17 protein-coding genes are annotated in these 19,351 nt (G+C 66.4%); 8 read left to right on the forward strand and 9 right to left on the reverse strand.

From position 1 onward, the window contains the following. Nucleotides 1–80: 80 nt before the first annotated feature. Together ASF09_RS19690 and ASF09_RS07195 are read right to left on the reverse strand one after the other, a co-directional pair. A complete protein-coding gene (locus tag ASF09_RS19690; protein ID WP_082444128.1) occupies nucleotides 81–587 on the reverse strand; it encodes a hypothetical protein in 507 nt (168 codons plus the stop codon). Between the two features lie 248 nt (nucleotides 588–835). Then, nucleotides 836–1,276, reverse strand: a complete 441-nt coding sequence (locus tag ASF09_RS07195; RefSeq protein ID WP_060525539.1) for a host attachment family protein — start codon at nucleotides 1,274–1,276, stop codon at nucleotides 836–838. 145 nt (nucleotides 1,277–1,421) lie between these two features. Between ASF09_RS07195 and serS the strand changes: the two genes are divergently transcribed. The 5 genes from serS (at nucleotide 1,422) to ASF09_RS07220 (ending at nucleotide 6,372) form a co-directional block, all read left to right on the forward strand. Next, on the forward strand, nucleotides 1,422–2,699 hold the full coding sequence (serS, locus tag ASF09_RS07200; protein ID WP_060525540.1) for a serine--tRNA ligase: 1,278 nt from the start codon (nucleotides 1,422–1,424) through the stop codon (nucleotides 2,697–2,699). Beyond that, a complete protein-coding gene (surE, locus tag ASF09_RS07205) occupies nucleotides 2,699–3,463 on the forward strand; it encodes a 5'/3'-nucleotidase SurE (RefSeq protein ID WP_060525541.1) in 765 nt (254 codons plus the stop codon). Before serS ends, surE begins: the two co-directional genes overlap by 1 nt. Then, nucleotides 3,463–4,617, forward strand: coding sequence for a M23 family metallopeptidase (locus ASF09_RS07210; RefSeq protein ID WP_060525542.1), 1,155 nt, complete (start codon nucleotides 3,463–3,465; stop codon nucleotides 4,615–4,617). Before surE ends, ASF09_RS07210 begins: the two co-directional genes overlap by 1 nt. 110 nt (nucleotides 4,618–4,727) lie before the next feature. Then, a complete protein-coding gene (gene tyrS / locus ASF09_RS07215) occupies nucleotides 4,728–5,951 on the forward strand; it encodes a tyrosine--tRNA ligase (protein WP_060525543.1) in 1,224 nt (407 codons plus the stop codon). A 103-nt stretch (nucleotides 5,952–6,054) separates the two neighbouring features. Beyond that, nucleotides 6,055–6,372, forward strand: coding sequence for a PilZ domain-containing protein (locus ASF09_RS07220; protein WP_060525544.1), 318 nt, complete (start codon nucleotides 6,055–6,057; stop codon nucleotides 6,370–6,372). Between the two features lie 2 nt (nucleotides 6,373–6,374). Here the strand turns inward: ASF09_RS07220 and ASF09_RS07225 are convergent, their stop codons facing one another. Both ASF09_RS07225 and recG read right to left on the reverse strand, forming a co-directional pair. Continuing rightward, entirely contained in the window at nucleotides 6,375–6,815 is a 441-nt protein-coding gene (locus tag ASF09_RS07225; protein WP_060525545.1) for a DMT family transporter, read from the reverse strand. A 41-nt stretch (nucleotides 6,816–6,856) separates the two neighbouring features. Next, nucleotides 6,857–8,908 carry an ATP-dependent DNA helicase RecG gene (gene recG / locus ASF09_RS07230; RefSeq protein ID WP_060525546.1) on the reverse strand — a complete coding sequence of 684 codons (2,052 nt, stop codon included), beginning with the start codon at nucleotides 8,906–8,908 and terminating at the stop codon, nucleotides 6,857–6,859. Between the two features lie 73 nt (nucleotides 8,909–8,981). On the opposite strand from recG, the gene ASF09_RS07235 reads away from it, so the two are divergent. Beyond that, the gene (locus tag ASF09_RS07235; protein ID WP_060525547.1) at nucleotides 8,982–9,248 is read left to right on the forward strand and encodes an FAD assembly factor SdhE; all 267 of its coding nucleotides are present in this window, start codon (nucleotides 8,982–8,984) and stop codon (nucleotides 9,246–9,248) included. 121 nt (nucleotides 9,249–9,369) lie between these two features. Continuing rightward, complete coding sequence (gene mfd, locus ASF09_RS07240; protein ID WP_060525548.1) at nucleotides 9,370–12,840, forward strand: transcription-repair coupling factor; 3,471 nt, start codon at nucleotides 9,370–9,372, stop codon at nucleotides 12,838–12,840. A gap of 174 nt (nucleotides 12,841–13,014) precedes the next feature. On the opposite strand, the gene ASF09_RS07245 is transcribed toward mfd, so the two are convergent. From ASF09_RS07245 to ASF09_RS07260, 4 genes are all read right to left on the reverse strand, one after another. Further along, a complete protein-coding gene (locus ASF09_RS07245) occupies nucleotides 13,015–13,641 on the reverse strand; it encodes a CC0125/CC1285 family lipoprotein (RefSeq protein ID WP_060525735.1) in 627 nt (208 codons plus the stop codon). A 123-nt stretch (nucleotides 13,642–13,764) separates the two neighbouring features. Next, entirely contained in the window at nucleotides 13,765–14,181 is a 417-nt protein-coding gene (locus ASF09_RS07250) for a secondary thiamine-phosphate synthase enzyme YjbQ (RefSeq protein WP_060525549.1), read from the reverse strand. A 305-nt stretch (nucleotides 14,182–14,486) separates the two neighbouring features. After that, nucleotides 14,487–17,225 (reverse strand): preprotein translocase subunit SecA, encoded by a 2,739-nt coding sequence (gene secA, locus ASF09_RS07255; protein ID WP_060525550.1) that lies wholly within the window; start codon nucleotides 17,223–17,225, stop codon nucleotides 14,487–14,489. Between the two features lie 99 nt (nucleotides 17,226–17,324). Beyond that, nucleotides 17,325–17,576, reverse strand: a complete 252-nt coding sequence (locus ASF09_RS07260) for a hypothetical protein (protein ID WP_060525551.1) — start codon at nucleotides 17,574–17,576, stop codon at nucleotides 17,325–17,327. A 146-nt stretch (nucleotides 17,577–17,722) separates the two neighbouring features. Here ASF09_RS07260 and argJ point away from each other — a divergent pair, with 146 nt between their 5' ends. Further along, entirely contained in the window at nucleotides 17,723–18,943 is a 1,221-nt protein-coding gene (gene argJ, locus ASF09_RS07265; RefSeq protein WP_060525552.1) for a bifunctional glutamate N-acetyltransferase/amino-acid acetyltransferase ArgJ, read from the forward strand. Between the two features lie 53 nt (nucleotides 18,944–18,996). On the opposite strand, the gene trxA is transcribed toward argJ, so the two are convergent. Then, on the reverse strand, nucleotides 18,997–19,320 hold the full coding sequence (gene trxA, locus ASF09_RS07270; RefSeq protein WP_055877560.1) for a thioredoxin TrxA: 324 nt from the start codon (nucleotides 19,318–19,320) through the stop codon (nucleotides 18,997–18,999). Nucleotides 19,321–19,351 lie beyond the last annotated feature (31 nt).

The raw sequence follows: 19,351 nt of genomic DNA on the forward strand, positions 1-19,351 counted from the left end.
GGGGGTGCGGTGCACGTCGCCGAACGCCCGGCGCGAACCGCGAACACCAAGCGCGTCCTGGTGAAACATGCGGTTCATCGTCAGGTCGCGTCGGTTGCCCGCCCGCGCCTGCGTCGCCGGGTCACGACGACGACCAGCACCGCCTGCACGCCGACGATCGTCACGGTCGCCAATGCTGCGCCCAACCCCGCGATCGCGCCGGTCGGTAGCGGCTTCATCGGTGGCGGTGGTGGCGTTCCCGTCGTGGTCGGCGGCAGCGGCGGTTTCTTTGGTGGTTCGGGCGGATTTGGCGGCGGCTTCGGGGGGGGCTTCGGCGGCGGTGGCGGCGGATCGAGCGGGAGCATCGTGATCTCGTCGACCTCGAGCGGCGGGTCAACGTCGTCGTCGACCGGCGGCGTCAGCAGCACATCGGCGTCGGGCGGATCGAGCGGCGACGTATCGTCCTCGTCCAGCGGCAACGTTTCTTCGTCCTCGAGCGGCAATGTCTCGTCGTCGTCGAGCGGCAACGTGACGTCGGCATCGAGCAGCAGCACCTCCTCCGCCTCGTCGACCTCGTCGGCAAGCAGCACGTCGACCAGCAGCAGCACGAGTTCCGGTGGTCATCATGGCGATCCGCCGGGATCCAGCGGTGGCCCGCCCGCCCCCGTCCCCGCGCCGCCGATGGTGTTGCTGTTCGGCGCCGCCGCAGCCGCGCTGGTGGCCCGCAAGCGGTTCGCGAAACCGGCGGCGGCCAAGGCCTGAACCGGCCTTATTGAAGCGAAGCAGGAAAAAGGCCCCGGTGGATCGATCCACCGGGGCCTTTTTCGTTAGGGACAATCGGGTTTGCTCGCGGCGATCAGGCGTTCTGGAGTGCCTTCTCGATGTCCTTGATCGGATGCCCGGTCAGGTCCTTGTCGAGTTCGCCCTTGAGGCGGCTGACCACCTCCTTGTGATAATGCTTGCGCAGTTCGCCCAAAGTCTTCGGCGGCGCGACCACGATCAGCGAGTCATAGGTGTTCTTCAGCGCACCGGTCTTCAGGAAGTCGGCGGCGTCCGCGGCGAACCGGTCTTCCTCGATCTGGTGGAAATCGGTCGGCTCGACCGAACTCTGCACGCCGCCTTGCGGTGACGAGGCGCGGCCTGCGGAATCGGTCGCCTGGTCGCGCGTTGCCGGATTGTCCTGCTCCTGCGCCTTCTCGACGATGAGATTGGGGAATTCGGTGTCGCCCTCGTTGCGCAGGAACAGCATTTTCCGGCCGTCGGCGACGAGCACGACGGAGTTATGAGGAAGATGCATGCAGGTTTCTCCTTTTCGCTATGCGTATGGTTGAAGAACGCGCCGCGAACGCGAGAGGTTGCGAACCCTTGGTCCTCTCCCGCCAAGGGGGAGGTTTCAGAGGGCCTGCCTTGCGTACGCCCGCGGCCCTCGGCATAGCCCAGCCATGCACGACATACGCCTGATCCGCGACGATCCCGCCGCCTTCGACGCCGCCCTCGCCAAGCGGGGTGTCGCACCGCAGTCCGCATCGCTGGTGACGCTCGACGAACAGCGCCGCGCAACGATCGCGGACTCGCAGACCGCGCAGACCCGCCGCAACGAACTGTCGAAGGCGATCGGCCAAGCCAAGGCGCAGAAGGACGAGGCCAAGGCGCAAGCGCTGATGGCCGAGGTCGCGAGCTTGAAGGAGGCGCTGCCCGCGCTGGCAGCCGATGAGGCGCGGCTCGGTGGCGAACTCCAGGCCATGCTTGCCGCGATCCCGAACCTTCCCGCGACCGACGTGCCCGAGGGCGGCGGCGAGGACGACAACGTGCTCGTGCACACGCGGGGCACGCCAACGACGTTCGCCTTCGTAGCCCGCGAGCATGACGCAATCGGTCCTGCGATCGGCCTCGATTTCGAGACCGGCGCGGCGATGTCGGGCGCACGCTTCACGCTCGTCCGCGGGCCGGCCGCCAAGCTGCAACGCGCGCTCGGCCAGTTCATGCTCGATCATGTCGCCGACGCCGGCTTCGAGCAGGTCTCTCCGCCGCTGCTGGTCCGTGACGAGGCCGTGTTCGGCACCGGCCAGTTGCCGAAATTCTCCGAAGACCTGTTTCGGACCACCGACGGTCGCTGGCTGATCCCGACCGCGGAGGTGAGCCTCACCAACATCGTCCGCGAACAGATCCTCGCCGAGGCGGAACTGCCGCTGCGCTTCACCGCGCTGACGCCGTGCTTCCGCTCGGAGGCTGGCGCTGCGGGTCGGGACACGCGCGGCTATATCCGCCAGCATCAGTTCGACAAGGTCGAGATGGTCTCGATCGTCACCCCCGACATGTCGGAGGCCGAGCATGAGCGCATGACCGCCTGCGCGGAGGGCGTGCTCGACGCGTTGCAGCTACCGTTCAGGCGGATGCTCCTATGCACCGGCGATATGGGTTTCACCGCGGCACGCACCTACGATCTCGAAGTCTGGCTGCCAGGCCAGGCGCGCTATCGTGAGATCAGCAGCGTCTCGACCTGCACCGATTTCCAGGCGCGCCGCATGAACGCGCGCTATCGGCCCGAGGGCGAGAAGGGCACGCGGTTCGTCCACACGCTCAACGGCTCGGCGCTAGCCGTCGGCCGGACGCTCGTTGCGGTGCTGGAGAATTACCAGCAGGATGATGGCTCGGTGGCGGTTCCGGACGTGCTCCAGCCGTATCTCGGCGGACTGACCCTTTTGGAGCCGAAGCGCTGATGCGGATCCTGCTGACAAACGACGACGGTTATCATGCGCCCGGCCTGAAGGTGCTGGAGACGATCGCCCGGAACTTGTCCGACGATATCTGGATCGTCGCACCCGCCGAGGAACAGTCGGGCGCTGGGCATTCGCTCACGCTCTCGCGGCCGATCCGGGTGCGGAAGCACGGCGAGAAGCGGTATGCCGTCGCGGGCACGCCGACCGATGCGGTGATGATGGCGCTGGCCAAGATCATGAAGGATTGCCCGCCCGACCTGATCCTCTCCGGCGTCAACCGGGGCGCGAACCTCGCCGAGGACGTCACCTATTCAGGGACCGTCTCGGCGGCGATGGAGGGCGCGCTGGGCGGCATCCGGTCGATCGCGCTGAGCCAGATCTACAGCCGCGAGGGCATGGGCGACAGCGTGCCGTTCGAGGCGGCGGCGGCATGGGGCGAACGCGTATTGCGGCCGTTGCTCGACGCACCGATGGCGCCGGGGACGCTGGTCAACGTCAACTTTCCTGCCGGCCCTGCCGATGCGGTAAAGGGCGTGCGTGTGGTCAGCCAGGGCCTGCGGGATTACGGGCGGTTGGAGATCGTCACCAACACCGATCCGCGCGGCTACGAATATCACTGGTTCGCGCTCGGTCGGACCGTCGAGACTCCCGCGCACGCGACCGATCTCGAGGCGACCGCGGACGGATTCGTCTCGGTCACGCCGCTGCATCTCGACCTGACCCACACCGAATCGCTGGACGTGCTCACCCAGGCCTATCGGTGATGGTGCGCGCGCGGTCCCTGCTGGCGGCGGCCTTGCTGCCGTTGCTCGGGCTCGCCGCGTGCATTCCGCAGGTCGACCGCCCCGCCGGCTACGGCCAGCCGGCCCCGGACCGTCGTCCGCAGCGCCCGTACCGCGATCCACCCGTCCAGCGTTACGATCCGCCACCTCGTCGGGACCAGGCCGTACCGCAGGACAGGTCCGATGACCGACCCAGCCGCGATACCGGCGCGGTGACGACCCTGCCCGCGCCGCGCCCGGCCTGGGAGGCGCGTCCGGTCCGCGCTGATGCCAAGACGATCCCTGACACGACCTATGTCGTGCAGCCCGGCGATACGCTGAGCAAGGTCGCCGATCGGAGCGGTGCGGGGCTCGAGGCGATCGCGCGCGCGAACGATCTCGATTCGCCCTACACGATCGAGACCGGCGAGCGGCTGACGATCCCCGGCGGGCGCTATCATCAGGTCCGGCGCGGCGAGACCGGCATCGCGATCGCGCGCGCCTATGGCGTAGAATGGTCGCGGATCGTGGCGGCCAACGCGCTGGTCGAGCCGTACGTGCTGCGCGCCGACCAACGGGTCCTGATCCCTAACGCCCCCGGCGGCGGCAGGCCCAGCGCCGCGGAACGCGCGTCGGCGTTCAAGCTCGACATCGACGACATCCTGACCGGCGGCGAGCCCGCGCTCGCCAATAACCAGGCACCGGCGAAACCAATCGCGACGCCGCGCCGCGTGCTGCCGTCGAACGCGGTCGTCACCGCACCCGCACGGTTGGCCAGCGGCGGGTTCCTGTGGCCGGTCGACGGTCGGGTCGTGAAACGCTTCGGCCCCGGCGCGAGCGGCGAGCGCAACGACGGCATCAAGATCGCGGTGCCGATGTCGACGCCGATCCATGCGGCCGCAGACGGCGTCGTCGCCTATGTCGGCGACGGCATCGCCGCGCTTGGCGGTCTGGTGATCGTCAAGCACGGCGGCGGCTGGACCAGCGTCTACGGCCACGCGTCGAAGCTGCTCGTCCAGCGAGGCCAGAGCGTGAAGCGCGGTCAGACGATCGCGCTGTCGGGCGACACGGGCTTCGCGGATCGCCCCGAACTGCACTTCGAACTTCGCAAGGGCCGCACGCCAGTCGACCCCGCGTCGCAGTTGCCACGAACGTAAGATCGTTCTCCCGCGAAGGCGCGAGCCCAGGCTTGGTCCCCGCCGTCGCGGGGAAACAAGTTTCGTGCGCGCCGTTTTCCTGACCGAGCTTTTGTCCTAAGCGCGCTCCCATGACCTACCAGTCCGACCTGCTCACCACGCTGACCTCGCGCGGCTATGTCCACCAGATGACCGATGCCGCCGCGCTCGATGCGCTCGCCGGCAAGCAGGTGGTGCCCGGCTATATCGGCTTCGATCCAACCGCTCCGTCGCTCCACGTCGGCAGCCTCGTCCAGATCATGCTGCTCCGCCGGCTCCAGCAGACCGGGCACAAGCCGATCGTCCTGATGGGCGGCGGCACCGGCAAGATCGGCGATCCGAGCTTCAAGGACGAAGCGCGGAAACTGCTCGGCGAGGACGGGATCAAGGCCAACGTCGCCTCGATCCGTCGCATCTTCGAACGCTTCCTGAGTTTCGGCGACGGGCCCACTGACGCGATCATGCTCGACAACGCCGAGTGGCTCGACGCGCTCGAATACATCCCGTTCCTGCGCGACGTCGGCCAGCATTTCTCGGTCAACCGGATGCTCGCCTTCGACTCGGTCAAGCTCCGCCTCGACCGCGAACAGTCGCTGAGCTTCCTCGAGTTCAACTACATGATCCTTCAGGCGTACGACTTCCTCGAACTGTCGCGCCGCGCCGAGTGCCGGTTGCAGATGGGCGGCTCGGACCAATGGGGCAACATCGTCAACGGCATCGAACTCGCACGCCGGATGGACTCGACCGAGGTCTACGGCGTCACCACGCCGCTGATCACCACGGCGGATGGCGGCAAGATGGGCAAGACGATGTCGGGCGCGGTCTGGCTGCACGAGGACCAGCTGCCGCACTTCGATTACTGGCAGTTCTGGCGCAACACCGATGACCGCGATGTCGGCCGTTTCCTGAAGCTGTTCACCGACCTCCCGCTCGACGAGATCGCACGTCTCGAGGCGCTCGAAGGTGCCGAAATCAACGCCGCCAAGATCGTGCTCGCCAACGAAGCGACCGCGATGTGCCGCGGTCGCGATGCTGCCGAACAGGCCGCCGAGACTGCGCGGAAGACCTTCGAGGAAGGCGCGTCGGGCGACTCGCTGCCGAGCTTTGCCGTCGCTGGCGGCGCGATCGGGATCGTCGAAGCGCTGGTCGGTCTGGGCTTCGTAGCCTCCAACGGCGAAGCACGGCGCAAGATCGCCGAGGGCGCGGTGCGGGTCGATGGCGAGGCCGTGAAGGAGCCGACCGCCTCGATCGACGTCGCGGCGCCCGTGCGCCTGAGCCTCGGGAAGAAGCGCCACGGGATGCTAACCCCTTCGTAACCAACGCCTTTATGTTACGGCAAACACGGTATTAAGCATCCCCGTTTGCACCGCCTTCACCGCAAATGGGTTAAGTCGTGATCTTCGAAACGGGGGACGTCCGATGCCAAACTATGCCACGGCTGTTCGAGACCATCGCGGCGAACCGCGCGACGAGGTGATGCACCGCACGCACGCGATCGACGGCGACGGCCGCAACATGAAGCTGGTGCTGGTCAACATGTCCGCGAACGGCCTGATGGCGCGGTGCGAGGGGGCGCCCGAGGCTGGCGACCGGTTGCGTATCGCCCTGCCCATCCTCGGCGGCGTTGACGCGATCGTGCGCTGGTCGCTGGGCGGGCGGATCGGCTGCGAACTCGAACGGACGATCCCGCTGTCCGACTATTACGGCATGCTCACGGTGATGGTCCGCAACAGCTGACGTCAGCCGGCGCGGACGAGCAGCACGCCGCCGATCACCAGCACGACGCCCCCAACCCGCATGAGGCTGATCGGCTGGGCGGTGAGCCCGAGCAGGCCGAACCGGTCGAGCACCAAAGCGGTTACCAACTGGCTCCCGACCGCGATCGTCAACGCGGAGGCGAGCCCAAGCCGCGGTGACGCATAGGCCAGCGCCGCGACGAAGCACGCACCGTAAAGCCCGCCAAGCCACGCCCAACTTGGCGCACCCTTCAAAGCCGACGGCATCGTCCGATCGGCCGCCGCCCAGATCGCGAACAGGATCGCGGTGCCCATCGCGAACGAGACGAGCGACGCCAGCCAGACCGAGCCAGATGCCTTTGCCAACGCGGCGTTGGTCGGCGGCTGAACCGCGAGCCCGACGCCGGCGAGCAGGACAATGAGGATCGGGAAAAGTGGTGGCATGCGTCCCCCGTGTCGTCCTGCGCGGGCGAAAGCAACAGCCCTTACCCCGATCGCAGCAGCGCTACCCCGGCATCGCGGTCGAACAGGTACAAGGCCGTCCTCGCCGCCTGCCCTCTCGGTCCTTCCAACCCACCGTCGCGGTCGATCAGCAGGCGCGCGTCGTCGTGCGCGCATTGCAGGAGGTCGGCCATCATGTCCGGGGTCGCCAGCCGGAACGCCATCTCGCCCGATTGCTTGGTGCCGAGCAGTTCGCCTGCACCACGGAGGCGGAGATCCTCCTCGGCGATGCGGAAACCATCGTTGGTCTCACGCATCAGCGCGAGACGCGCGCGCGATGTCTCGCTGAGCGACGACCCGCGCATCAGCAGGCAGATCGATCGCCCGGTGCCACGCCCTACCCGCCCGCGGAGCTGGTGGAGTTGGGCGAGACCGAAGCGATCGGCGTGCTCGATCACGATCAGAGTCGCGTTTGGGACGTCGACGCCGACCTCGATCACCGTCGTCGCGACAAGGACGGACGTGCGCGCGGCGGAGAACTCGGCCATGACCGCGTCCTTCTCCGCAGGCTTCATGCGGCCGTGGACCAGCGCGACCTTGTCGCCGAAGCGGGTGCGCAGCGTTTCGGCACGCATCTCGGCAGCGGCAAGGTCGCTCTTCTCGCTCTCCTCGACCAGCGGGCATACCCAATACGCCTGCCCGCCGTCCGCCAGATGCCGGCCGAGCGCGTTGACCACGTCGTCGAGCCGGTCCTCGGAGATCACCCGCGTCTCGATCGGCTGGCGGCCCGGCGGCATCTCGTCGAGGCGGCTGACGTCCATCTCGCCGTATTGCGCCAGCGTCAGCGTGCGCGGGATCGGCGTCGCGGTCATCGCCAACAAATGCGGCGGGGCGACGCCCTTGGCCTGCAACGTCATGCGTTGCGCGACGCCGAAGCGGTGCTGCTCGTCCACCACTACGAGCCCCAGGTCCTTGTAACCTACCGCATCCTGGAAGATCGCATGCGTGCCGACGAGGATGTCGATCTCGCCGCTCGCCAGCGCCATCAGTGTCGCCTCGCGTACGCGACCCTTGTCACGGCCAGTGAGCACACCGATCTCGATCGGCAGCCCGGCGAGCGTCTTTCGCAGCGTCTCGTAATGCTGGCGCGCGAGGATCTCGGTTGGTGCAAGCATCGCTGCCTGCGCACCGGCCTCCACGGCGATCAGCATCGCCATCGCCGCGACCAGCGTCTTGCCCGAACCGACATCGCCCTGCAGCAGCCGCAGCATCGGCGCGGTCTGCGCGAGATCGCCCTCGATCTCACCGACCGTCCGCGATTGCGCGCCGGTCAGCGTATAGGGCAGTTTCAGCATGTCGCGCAGTCGCCCGTCGCCCTGCAACGCACGGCCCCGGCGCTTGCGGGTATCCGCGCGGACGATCGTCATCGCGAGCTGGTTCGCGAACACCTCGTCATACGCCAGCCGCTCGCGCGCCTTCGCGTCCGACGGGTCGGCGTGGATGCGCTCGAGCGATTCGTGCCAGCCCGGCCATTCGCGTTTCGCCTTCAGCCCAGGTTCGATCCACTCGGGCAGATCCGGCGCGCGCGCGACCGCCTGCGTGGTCAGCGCCGCCAGCCGCCGCGACGTGAGACCTTCCGACAGCGGATAGATCGGCTCGCGCTCGCGCAACTCCTCGTCCGGCTCGACGATGTCGGGATGCACGATCTGCAATTCCTGGCCGTATTCGTCGAGCCGGCCGGACACGCGTTTGGCCTCGCCGATCGGCAGCAGCTTCTTCGCCCAGCCCGAGCTGCCGCCGAAGAAGACGAGGCTGACGTAATTGCCAAGCTCGTCGGTCGCCTGCACGCGCGTCGGCCCCCTGCCCGCGCTGATCTTGTAGTCGCGCGGGGTCAGCGTGATCGTGATGATCCGCCCGGCATCGGTCGACATCAGCTCGGTGCGTGGCAGGCGATCGACGTAGCCGGTCGGCAGATGGAAGGCGACGTCGACGACGCGCGCGAGCCCGAGCCGGTCGAGCGGCTTGGCGAGCGCGGGCCCCACCCCCTTCAGGACGAGGGTTTCGGCGAACAGCGGATTGAGGATTTCGGGTCGCATGACTATCTGGCCTCTATAGCCTAGCCGACGCTCGCTACCAGCGGGTCGCCGGCTCTTCGTGTTTGGAGATACGATGGACCACGAGACCCGCCTCAAGCGCCTGGCCTTTCGCAGCTCGCACCGCGGCACGCGCGAAGCCGACATGATGATCGGCGGCTTCTTCGCGACCTATGGCCGGACGTGGACGCTGAAAGAGCTCGACTGGTTCGAGGCGCTGCTCGAGGAACAGGACGTCGATATCATGGGCTGGGCAATCGGCTCGATCGTGTGTCCGCCCGAGTGGGACGGCCCGATGATGCAGGCGATGCGCGACATTAATTACGTGACGGTCGTGAAGTAGGCCTTCTGCGCCCCTCCCTGGAAGGGAGGGGCTGGGGGTGGGTCGGCCGCTTGGCGGTCGTGACACGCACCCCATACCAACCCACCCCCAGCCCCTCCCTTCCAGGGAGGGGGGAGTTCGAATGCCAGACCTCAAGACGATCCTCTCCGCGACGAGCCCGCTGACGCTGTCGGGCGTACCGTCCGGCTTCCAGCCGTCGCTGCTCGCAGACCTGGCACGCGCCGCGAAGACGCGCGCGGTGTTCATCGCCCCAGACGATGCGGCGATGCGCGCGGTCGCCTCGACCGCGGCGTATTTCGCGCCCGATCTCGAAGTGCTGAGCTTCCCGGCCTGGGACTGCCTCCCCTACGACCGCGCCTCGCCGACGCTCCGCATCATGGCCGAGCGTGTCGCCGCGCTCCAACGCCTGCAAGGCAAGCCCAAGGGTCCGCAACTCCTGCTGACCACCGCCAACGCCGCGACGCAGCGCGTCCTCACCCCGTTCCGCATCCGCCAGCTCGTCGCGCGGCTTGCGCCCGGCGAACGGATCGGCCGCGACAAGCTCGCCATGCTGCTCCAGGCGAACGGCTACGTCCGCACCGACACCGTCCACGACCAGGGCGAGTATGCGGTCCGCGGCGGGATCGTCGATCTCTACCCGTCTGGCGAAGACCACGCGCTGCGCCTAGATTTCTTCGGCGACGAGATCGAGAGCGTCCGCACGTTCGACGCAGCGGACCAGCGCACCACCGGCCGGATCGACGGCTTCGTCCTGCTCCCCGCCTCCGAAGCGCTGCTGGACGAGGATTCGATCAAGCGTTTCCGCACCCGCTACCGCGATGCGTTCGGCGCGACCGCGACCGGCGATCCGATGTACCAGGCGATCTCCGAAGGCCGCCGCATCGCGGGCATGGAGCATTGGCTGCCGCTGTTCGAGGAGAAGATGGCGACGCTGTTCGATCATCTCGGCGCCGACGACGTCGTGATCCGCGACAACGGCGTCGCCGCGGCGGTGGAGAGCCGGCTCGAATCGATCGCCGACTATTACGAGAACCGCAAGCGCGCCGAGGCCGCCCAGCCCGGCAGCTATCGGCCGATGCCCGCCAAGGCACTGTATCTCGACGCGCAGGAATGGTCCGGCGGAGTCGAGGCGTTCGCGGCGCACATCACCTCGCCGTTCCACGAACCGCCGAGCGACACCGTGCTCGACTTCGACGTCGATGGCCCGCGCGATTTCGGACCCGAGCGCGCGGCGCAAGCGAACATCTACGAAGCCGTCGCGGATCACGTCGAGAAACTGCGCAAGCAGGGGCGGAAACCGATCCTGGCGAGCTACTCGATCGGGGCGCGCGAACGCCTGGGGAGCCTGCTCGCCGACCACGGGATGAAAGGCGGCAAGCACGCCGAGACCTGGCAGGACGCGCTCGGCATCGCCGACACCGCGCGCAGCTTCGGAGTCGCACTGATCGTCCTGCCGCTCGATCACGGCTTCACCGCCCCGGGGATCGCGGTGCTCACCGAGCAGGACATGCTCGGCGACCGGCTCGTCCACCGCAAGAAGCGCAAGAAATCCGCCGACGCCTTCCTCGCCGAACTCGCGACGCTGACGCCGGGCGACCTCGTCGTCCACACCGAGCACGGCATCGGGCGGTACGAGGGCCTGACCTCGATTCCCGTCGGCCAGAGCCCGCACGATTGCGTCGCGCTCAGCTATGCCGGCGGCGACAAGCTGTACGTGCCGGTCGAGAACATCGACGTCCTCTCGCGCTACGGCTCGTCAGAGGAAGGAGCGACGCTCGACCGGCTTGGCGGCGAAGGCTGGCAGCGCCGGAAATCGAAGATGAAGGAGCGGATCCGCGAGATCGCCGGCGAACTCATTGCGACCGCCGCCGAACGCGCGCTGCATCCAGGCGACGTGCTCGAACCCGATGCGAGCGGCTATCCGAGCTTCGTCGATCGCTTCCCGTACGAGGAAACCGAGGACCAGGATCGCGCGATCGAGGACGTGCTCGGCGATCTCGCCGCGGGCAAACCGATGGACCGGCTGGTGGTCGGCGACGTCGGTTTCGGCAAGACCGAGGTTGCTTTGCGCGCGGCGTTCGTCGCGGCGATGGGTGGCAAGCAGGTCGCGATCGTCTGTCCGACCACCCTGCTCGCGCGCCAGCACTACAACAACTTCGTCGCCCGCTTCGAGGGCTTCCCGATGAACATGGGCCGTCTGTCGCGCCTCGTCACCGCGAGCGAAGCCAAGGCGACCAAGGAGGGGCTGGCGAACGGCACGATCGACGTCGTCATCGGCACGCATGCGCTGCTGGCGAAGAATATCGATTTCAAACGACTCGGGCTGGTGGTGGTCGACGAGGAGCAGCGGTTCGGCGTCACGCACAAGGAGCGGCTGAAGGCGCTGCGGGCGGACGTCCACATGCTGACGCTGACCGCGACTCCGATCCCGCGCACGCTGCAGATGGCGATGTCGGGCATCCGCGAGCTGTCAGTGATCCAGACCCCGCCGGTCGATCGCCTCGCGGTGCGGACCTACATCATGCCGTTCGATCCGGTCGTGCTGCGCGAGGCGTTGCTCCGCGAGCATTACCGTGGCGGGCAGAGCTTCGTCGTCACGCCGCGCGTGGCGGATTTGCCAGAGATCGAGGATTTCCTCCGCGAACAGGTGCCCGAGATCCGCTTCGTCGTCGCGCACGGCCAGATGTCGCCGACCGAGGTCGAGGAGCGCATGTCGGCGTTCTACGACAAGAAGTTCGAGGTGCTCGTCTCGACCACGATCATCGAGAGCGGGATCGACATCGCCTCCGCCAACACGATGATCGTCCACCGCGCCGACCGCTTCGGCCTTGCGCAATTGTATCAGCTGCGTGGTCGTGTGGGGCGTTCGAAGACGCGCGCGTATGCGTATCTGGTGACGCCGCCCGAGCGGCAGATGACCGTGACCGCCGAGAAGCGCCTGAAGGTGCTGTCCGATCTAGATTCGCTCGGCGCTGGGTTCCAGCTGGCGAGCCACGATCTCGACATCCGCGGCGCGGGCAACATGCTCGGCGACGAGCAGACCGGGCATATCAAGGAGGTCGGCTTCGAACTCTACCAGGCGATGCTGGAGGAGGCTATCATGGACGCCAAGGCCGGCGGCATGACCTCGTCGCGGCCGCGCGATTTCTCGCCGCAGATCACGGTGGATGCGCCGATCCTCATCCCCGAGGATTACGTGCCCGATCTCGACCTGCGGATGGGGCTGTATCGCCGCCTCAACGATCTCGACGAGGGCCAGGAGATCGAGGCGTTCGCGGCCGAGATGATCGATCGCTTCGGCCCGCTGCCGGATGCGACCGAGAATCTGATCAAGGTCATCGAGATCAAGCTGAACGCGAAACGCGCCTGTGTGTCGAAGATCGACGTCGGACCGAAGGGCGTGCTGGTCTCGTTCCACGACGACAAACCGCCGAACATCGACAAGCTGCTGGCCTATGTCGAGCGGCTGAACGGCGTCGCGCGGTTGCGGCCGGACAGCAAGCTGGTGTTGCAACGCGCGTGGGGGGATCCGAAGGCGCGGCTGCATGGTGCGTTGCAGTTGTCGAAGGGGCTGGCCAAGGCTGCGGGGTGAGTTCTTAGCCCTTTCCGCTCTGGGGAGAGGGTTGGGTGAGGGGCTCCGCGAGCGCTGCCCTTCCCAACTGCCCCTCACCCCGACCCTCTCCCCGCAGGGGAGAGGGAGCAGCGTAACAAAAAGGCCGGACTACCCTGGGGTAGCCCGGCCTTTTTGGCATCTCGAAGGTGACGGTTACTTTGGCAACACGACACTCGGTCCGATGCTGTCGACCACCTTACGCGCATCGAACGCGCGGATGTTGTCGCGCGGGATCGGACCCTTGCGCATCACGATCTCCGCGGTCGCCTCATACCGATCAATCGTACGGATATCGAAGTCGTTGCCCCATGGGCCACCACCGAAACCACCATAGCCACCACCGAAACCACCGCCAAAGCCGCCATAGGGGCTCCAGTTGCGCCAGCCGAAGCCGCGGCCGTAATAGCGCCATGACGGCCCCCAATAGCCGCCGAAGCCGCCATACCCGAACCCGCCACCGAGACCCGGCGTCGTATAGGTCCGCGACTGAAGATTGGTGTCGCGGTCGGCCATCAGGTAGTAATCATAGCCGTTCTGCAACGTCAGTTCGGCGGCACGGAAGAAGAGGTACCGCTCGACGGTATCGCGCGACGTGACGCTGTTGCCGGCGAAGCTGACGAGGAAGCGACCGGGCTCGACCTGGCGGTCGCTATAGCCGGTGCGGTTGAACCCCTGCCCCGTCGCGGGGCGATAAGCGGTCTCGGTCGCGCATCCGGCCAGCAGCAGCGCGCCCGTTGCGAGCGCTGCGAATGCGACCTTGCGACCCGGTGTCTTGAACATGGTGTCGTCTCCGTTCGCGGCGAATGCGGCGAAACGCCGCTTATTAGCCGTCAATGGTGGAACGGTTGATGAACGGGATCGCTCCAATACGCTACCATACTGACTCATTTTTCATGATCTGGTTCAATCGCCGATGACATGCAGCGCCAATGTGCGACGATGCGGGCGACGGCGGTGTTCGAACAGGTAGATACCCTGCCATGTGCCGAGCGCGAGTCGGCCGTCGATCAGCGGGATCGACAGCTGGACCTGGGTGAGCGCGGTGCGGAGGTGGGCCGGCATGTCGTCGGGGCCTTCGTCGTCGTGTTCATAGTCACGCGATTCGGGGGCTATGCGGGCGAAATAGGCTTCGAGGTCGGTTCGCACCTCGGGCGCAGCGTTTTCCTGAATGAGGAGCGACGCGGAGGTGTGGCGGCAGAATACCGTCAGCAGGCCCTCCGACATGCGTTGATCGCGGGTCCAGCGGGCGATCTTGTCGGTGACGTCGACGAGGCCTTGGCGGGTGGTGTCGATGGTGAGGATCGTGGTGGCTTGGCGCATGGGGTCCTAACGATCGGTCTGCCGAGTGGCTCCAAGTCCCGTTGCCCGGGAGCAACTGTTCCCCCGCGAAGGCGGAGGTCCAGGAGTCCCATAAGCCAGCGCCGGTAGCCTGGACTCCCGCCTTCGCGGGAGAACCGGAGGGTGCGGCACAAAGTGTATGCACGCCGCCCGATCTACTACCACCCCGGCGGAGGCCGGGGTCCAATTGGGGGACGTCGCTAACGACGGACGCGCTCCGTTACTTCGACCTCACCAATTGGGCCCCGGCCTTCGCCGGGGTGGTAACGCCTGGCAAGCTAAGCCCCTCAAACAGCGCCGTGGCACTGCTTATACTTCCGCCCCGACCCACAAGGACAAGGCGCATTACGGCTGACCACGCCTTCCCAGTTAGCAGGATCCTCGCCGATGTCGGCCTCCTGCGGCTGGGGGATCTGCAACGGCGGCATCGTCGACGTGATGTGACCACGCGTCCCCGCATCGAAGTCGTTCGAGTTATCCTCGCCCGTGAACGGATCGAAATGCGTCGTGATGAAGTCCGGCAGCTCGGGCAGCCCGACCGGCGCCTGCATCTGGAACTGTGCATGCGCGATCGTCTTGGTCACGTCCTCGCGGATCGTCTCGAGCATCCGCTGGAACAGCGAGAACGCCTCCTGCTTATACTCGTTGATCGGCGTCTTCTGCGCGTACGCGCGCAGATGGACGACCTGACGCAGTGCGTCGAGCGTCGCGAGATGCTCCTTCCAGTGATGGTCGAGATTCTGCAACAGGATCGACTTCTCGACCGACGTCCACGTCTCCGCATCGAGATCCGCCGACTTCTGCGCGATCGCCTCGTCCGCCATCGCCCGGACGCGCTCCTCGATCACCTCGGGGTCGACCGACTCCTCCAGCAGCCATGCATCGATCTGCGGCTCGAGGTTCATCACCTCGGCGAGCCGAGCCTTCATCCCGGCAACGTCCCACTGCTCGGGATACGAGTTGGGCGGGCACGCATCGCCGACGATCACGTTGACCGTCTCCGCGCGCATGTCGGTGACCACGTCGCCGACGGTGTCCGCGTCCATGATGTCCGCGCGCTGCTCGTAGATCACCTTGCGCTGCTCGTTCATCACGTCGTCATATTCGACGACCTGCTTGCGGATGTCGTAGTTGCGCGCCTCGACCTTCTTCTGCGCGGTCTCGATCGCCTTGCTCAGCCACTTGCTGCCGATCGCCTCGCCGTCCTCGATGTTGTTGCGCATCATCTTGGCGAACAGTGTGTCCGGCCCGAAGATCCGCAGCAGATCGTCGTCGAGGCTGAGGTAGAAGCGCGACAGGCCTGGATCACCCTGACGACCTGACCGCCCGCGCAACTGGTTGTCGATGCGTCGGCTCTCGTGCCGCTCGGTGCCGAGCACGAACAGACCGCCCGCGGCGAGCACCGCCTGCTTCTCCGCCTCGATCTCGATCGTGATCCGCGCCGCCGCCTCGTCATATTCCGGCGTGCCCTCGACCAGCTCCGGATGCTCGTCGAGCATGCGGAATTCGAGGTTGCCGCCGAGTTTGATGTCGGTGCCGCGGCCCGCCATGTTGGTGGCGATCGTCACCGCGGACTTGCGTCCGGCCTGCGCGACGATGTGCGCCTCCATCTCGTGGAAGCGCGCGTTGAGGACCTTGTGATCGACGTTCTCGCCGACCAGGAACTCGCTCAGCATCTCGGATTTCTCGATCGACACCGTGCCGACCAGCACGGGCTGGCCGAGGTCGGCGTGATGCTTGATCTTCTTGGCGATCGCCGCGAACTTGTCCTTGGTGTCCTTGTAGAACTCGTCTTCCTCGTCGACGCGCTTCACCTCGACGTTGGTCGGGATGCTGACGACGTTGATCTTGTAGATGTCGTAGAACTCGGCCGCCTCGGTCGCCGCGGTGCCGGTCATGCCGCCGATCTTGGGGTACATGCGGAAGTAATTCTGGAACGTGATCGAGGCCATCGTCTGGTTCTCGGGCTCGATCTGGACGCCCTCCTTCGCCTCGACCGCCTGGTGCAAGCCGTCCGACCAGCGCCGGCCGTCCATCATGCGACCGGTGAACTCGTCGATGATGATGACCTTGCCGTCCTTGACGATGTAGTCGATGTCCGACTTGAACATCACGATCGCGCGCAGCGCCTGGTTGAGGTGATGCACGACCTGCGTGTTCTCGAAGTCGTACAGGTTCTGCCCCTCGAGCAGCCCCGCCGCCTCGAGCATCCGCTCGACCTTCTCGGTGCCGTCCTCGGTGAGGATGATCGTCTTCTGCTTCTCGTCCTTGTCGTAGTCGATCGGCTCAAGCTGCTTCACGACCGCGTCGACCTGCATGTACAGCTCGGACTTGTCGTCGGTCGGGCCGGAGATGATCAGCGGCGTACGCGCCTCGTCGATCAGCACCGAATCGACCTCGTCGACCACCGCGAAGTTGAACGCGCGCTGCGTCATCGCGCTGCGCTCGTACTTCATGTTGTCGCGCAGATAGTCGAACCCGAACTCGTTGTTCGTGCCGTAGGTGATGTCGGCGGCGTACGCGGCGCGGCGTTCCTCGTCCGACAGATTGGGGATGATGACGCCGATCGTCATGCCGAGGAAGGTGTAGACCTGCCCCATCCACTCCGCGTCGCGCGCGGCGAGATAGTCGTTGACGGTGACGACGTGGACGCCATCGCCGGGGAGCGCGTTGAGATAGGTCGCGAGCGTGGCAACCAACGTCTTGCCCTCGCCGGTGCGCATCTCGGCGATCTCGCCGCGGTGAAGGACGATGCCGCCGACCATCTGCACGTCGTAATGGCGCTGGCCGAGCACGCGGTGCGCGGCCTCACGGACGGTCGCGAACGCCTCGGGGAGCAGGTCGTCGAGCTTCTCGCCCTCTGCGAGCCGCGCGCGGAACTTGACGGTCTGCGCGGAGAGTTCCTCGTCCGACATCGCCTGGAGCGACGGCTCGAACGAGGCGATCTTGGCAAGGATCGGGTTGAGCGACTTGACGTAGCGGTCGTTGGACGAACCGAACAAGGATTTGGCGAGGCCACCGAACATGGGCTGATTTCCTGAATTTGAGACGCGGCGGCACACAGGGGGCGCACGCGGAAGCGGATCACGCGGATCCAAAGGTTACGATAAGGTCACACCAAGACGCTATTCGCGGCGGCGCTCTGCCCATAGCGGTAGCGAGACGATGGCGATGGTGCGCAGCGTGGTGGCGACGGCAACCTGCGGCAGCACGGGAAGGCCAGATACGGGCCTTGTCAAGACCTTGGCCGGCGTTGCTGCTACCGACTGAGAGCAGACGTTGCCTTGCACTACTGCTTGGGCGGACTGCCCACGCATACCCGGCGCCGCGCCGGTCAGCGCGGAGAGCAAGGCAGAGAGGAGTAGCAGCAGGTTCATGCGGAACCGGCTGTATGCGAGCCCGTGCGATAAATCTACCATTCGTCTCAACAGGGCACCCGACGGACGCGGCGGAGCAGCATCCGCCTAGGCGATCTTCGCGCACGTCGTCTTGTCGCCCGGCCGGCAGCGACTATTAAGGCGTCATGCAGATTTCCCCCCTCGCCTTGCCCTTCCCCGACGCCCCTTCGATCGACGGAGTCGCGCTGCATGTCGCGCGCGCGCAGTACAAGGCGTGGGACCGCTGCGATCTGACGTTCGTGACGCTCGATCCGGGGACGGTGGTTGCGGGTGTACTCACGACGAGCAAATGCCCCTCGCCCGAGGTGGAATGGTGCCGTGCGGCGCTGACGCTTGGGCAAGCGCGGGCGCTGGTGGTGAACGCGGGCAATTCCAACGCCTTCACCGGATCGCGTGGTCGGGCCGCGGTCGAGGCGATCGCGGCGCGGACGGCGGCGCATCTGGGATGCCAGCCTTCGGACGTGTTCGTGTCCTCGACGGGCGTGATCGGCGTGCCGTTGCCTATCGACAAGGCCGAGACCGGGTTAGACGCCGCGTTCGCCGCGGAACCTTGCGGCTGGGAGGATGCCGCCGCAACGATCATGACTACCGACACCTTCACCAAGGGCTCGGTGACGACCGCGGTGATCGGGGATCGCACGGTGACCTTGGTCGGGATCATCAAGGGTTCGGGGATGATCGCGCCGGACATGGCGACGATGCTTGGCTTCATCTTCACCGACGCCGCGGTCGAGCCGGAATTCCTGCAAGCCGCGCTGTCGAAGGCGAATGCACCGAGCTTCTCGTGCATCACCGTCGACAGCGATACATCGACCAGCGACACGGTACTGGCTTTCGCGACGGGCAAGGCTGGTAACGTTGCGCTCGCGGATGACGACAGCGTCGGGGCGGACGCCTTCCGCGCCGCCCTGGCCGACTTGTGCCACCAACTCGCGATGCTCGTGGTTCGCGACGGCGAGGGCGCGCAAAAACTGATCGAGATCCAGGTAACTGGCGCGGACAGCGACCGCAGCGCACACCGCATCGCGATGAGCATCGCCAACTCGCCGCTGGTGAAGACCGCGATTGCCGGTGAGGACGCGAACTGGGGCCGCGTGGTCATGGCGGTCGGCAAGGCCGGCGAACCAGCCGATCGCGACACGCTGTCGATCCGGTTCGGGAATACGCAGGTAGCCGAAGGTGGCTTGGCGCTGAGCGGCTACGACGAGGCGCCGGTCGCTGCGCATCTCAAGGGCCAAGAGATCGAGATCGGCGTCGATCTGGCGCTAGGCGAAGGCCGCGCCACGGTTTGGACCTGCGACCTCACGCATGGCTATATCTCGATCAACGCCGACTATCGGAGCTGATACCGCTAATGCCGTCACCCCAGCTTCCGCTGGGATGACGGCGGGAGTTTAGCTTACGCCAGTTCGCCTTCGAGCCACGCCTTCAACCGGCCCTTGGGCTCGGCGCCGACCTTGGTCGCTGCCGGTGCGCCGCCCTTGAAGAGGATCATCGTCGGGATACCGCGCACGCCATACTTGCCCGGCGCGTCGGGGTTCTCGTCGATGTTGAGCTTGGCGATCGTCACCTTCTCGCCGAGTTCTTCCGAGATCTCCTCGAGCGATGGCCCGATCATCTTGCACGGGCCGCACCATTCCGCCCAGAAATCGACGAGCACGGGGCCGTCGGCGTTCAGTACGTCCGCATCGAAGCTGGCATCGGTGATCTGCTTGGTCGCCATCGTGAATTCTCCTTGGTTGAGTCGTATCTAA

The organism is Sphingomonas sp. Leaf242, from assembly GCF_001422045.1.
Taxonomy (GTDB): domain Bacteria; phylum Pseudomonadota; class Alphaproteobacteria; order Sphingomonadales; family Sphingomonadaceae; genus Sphingomonas.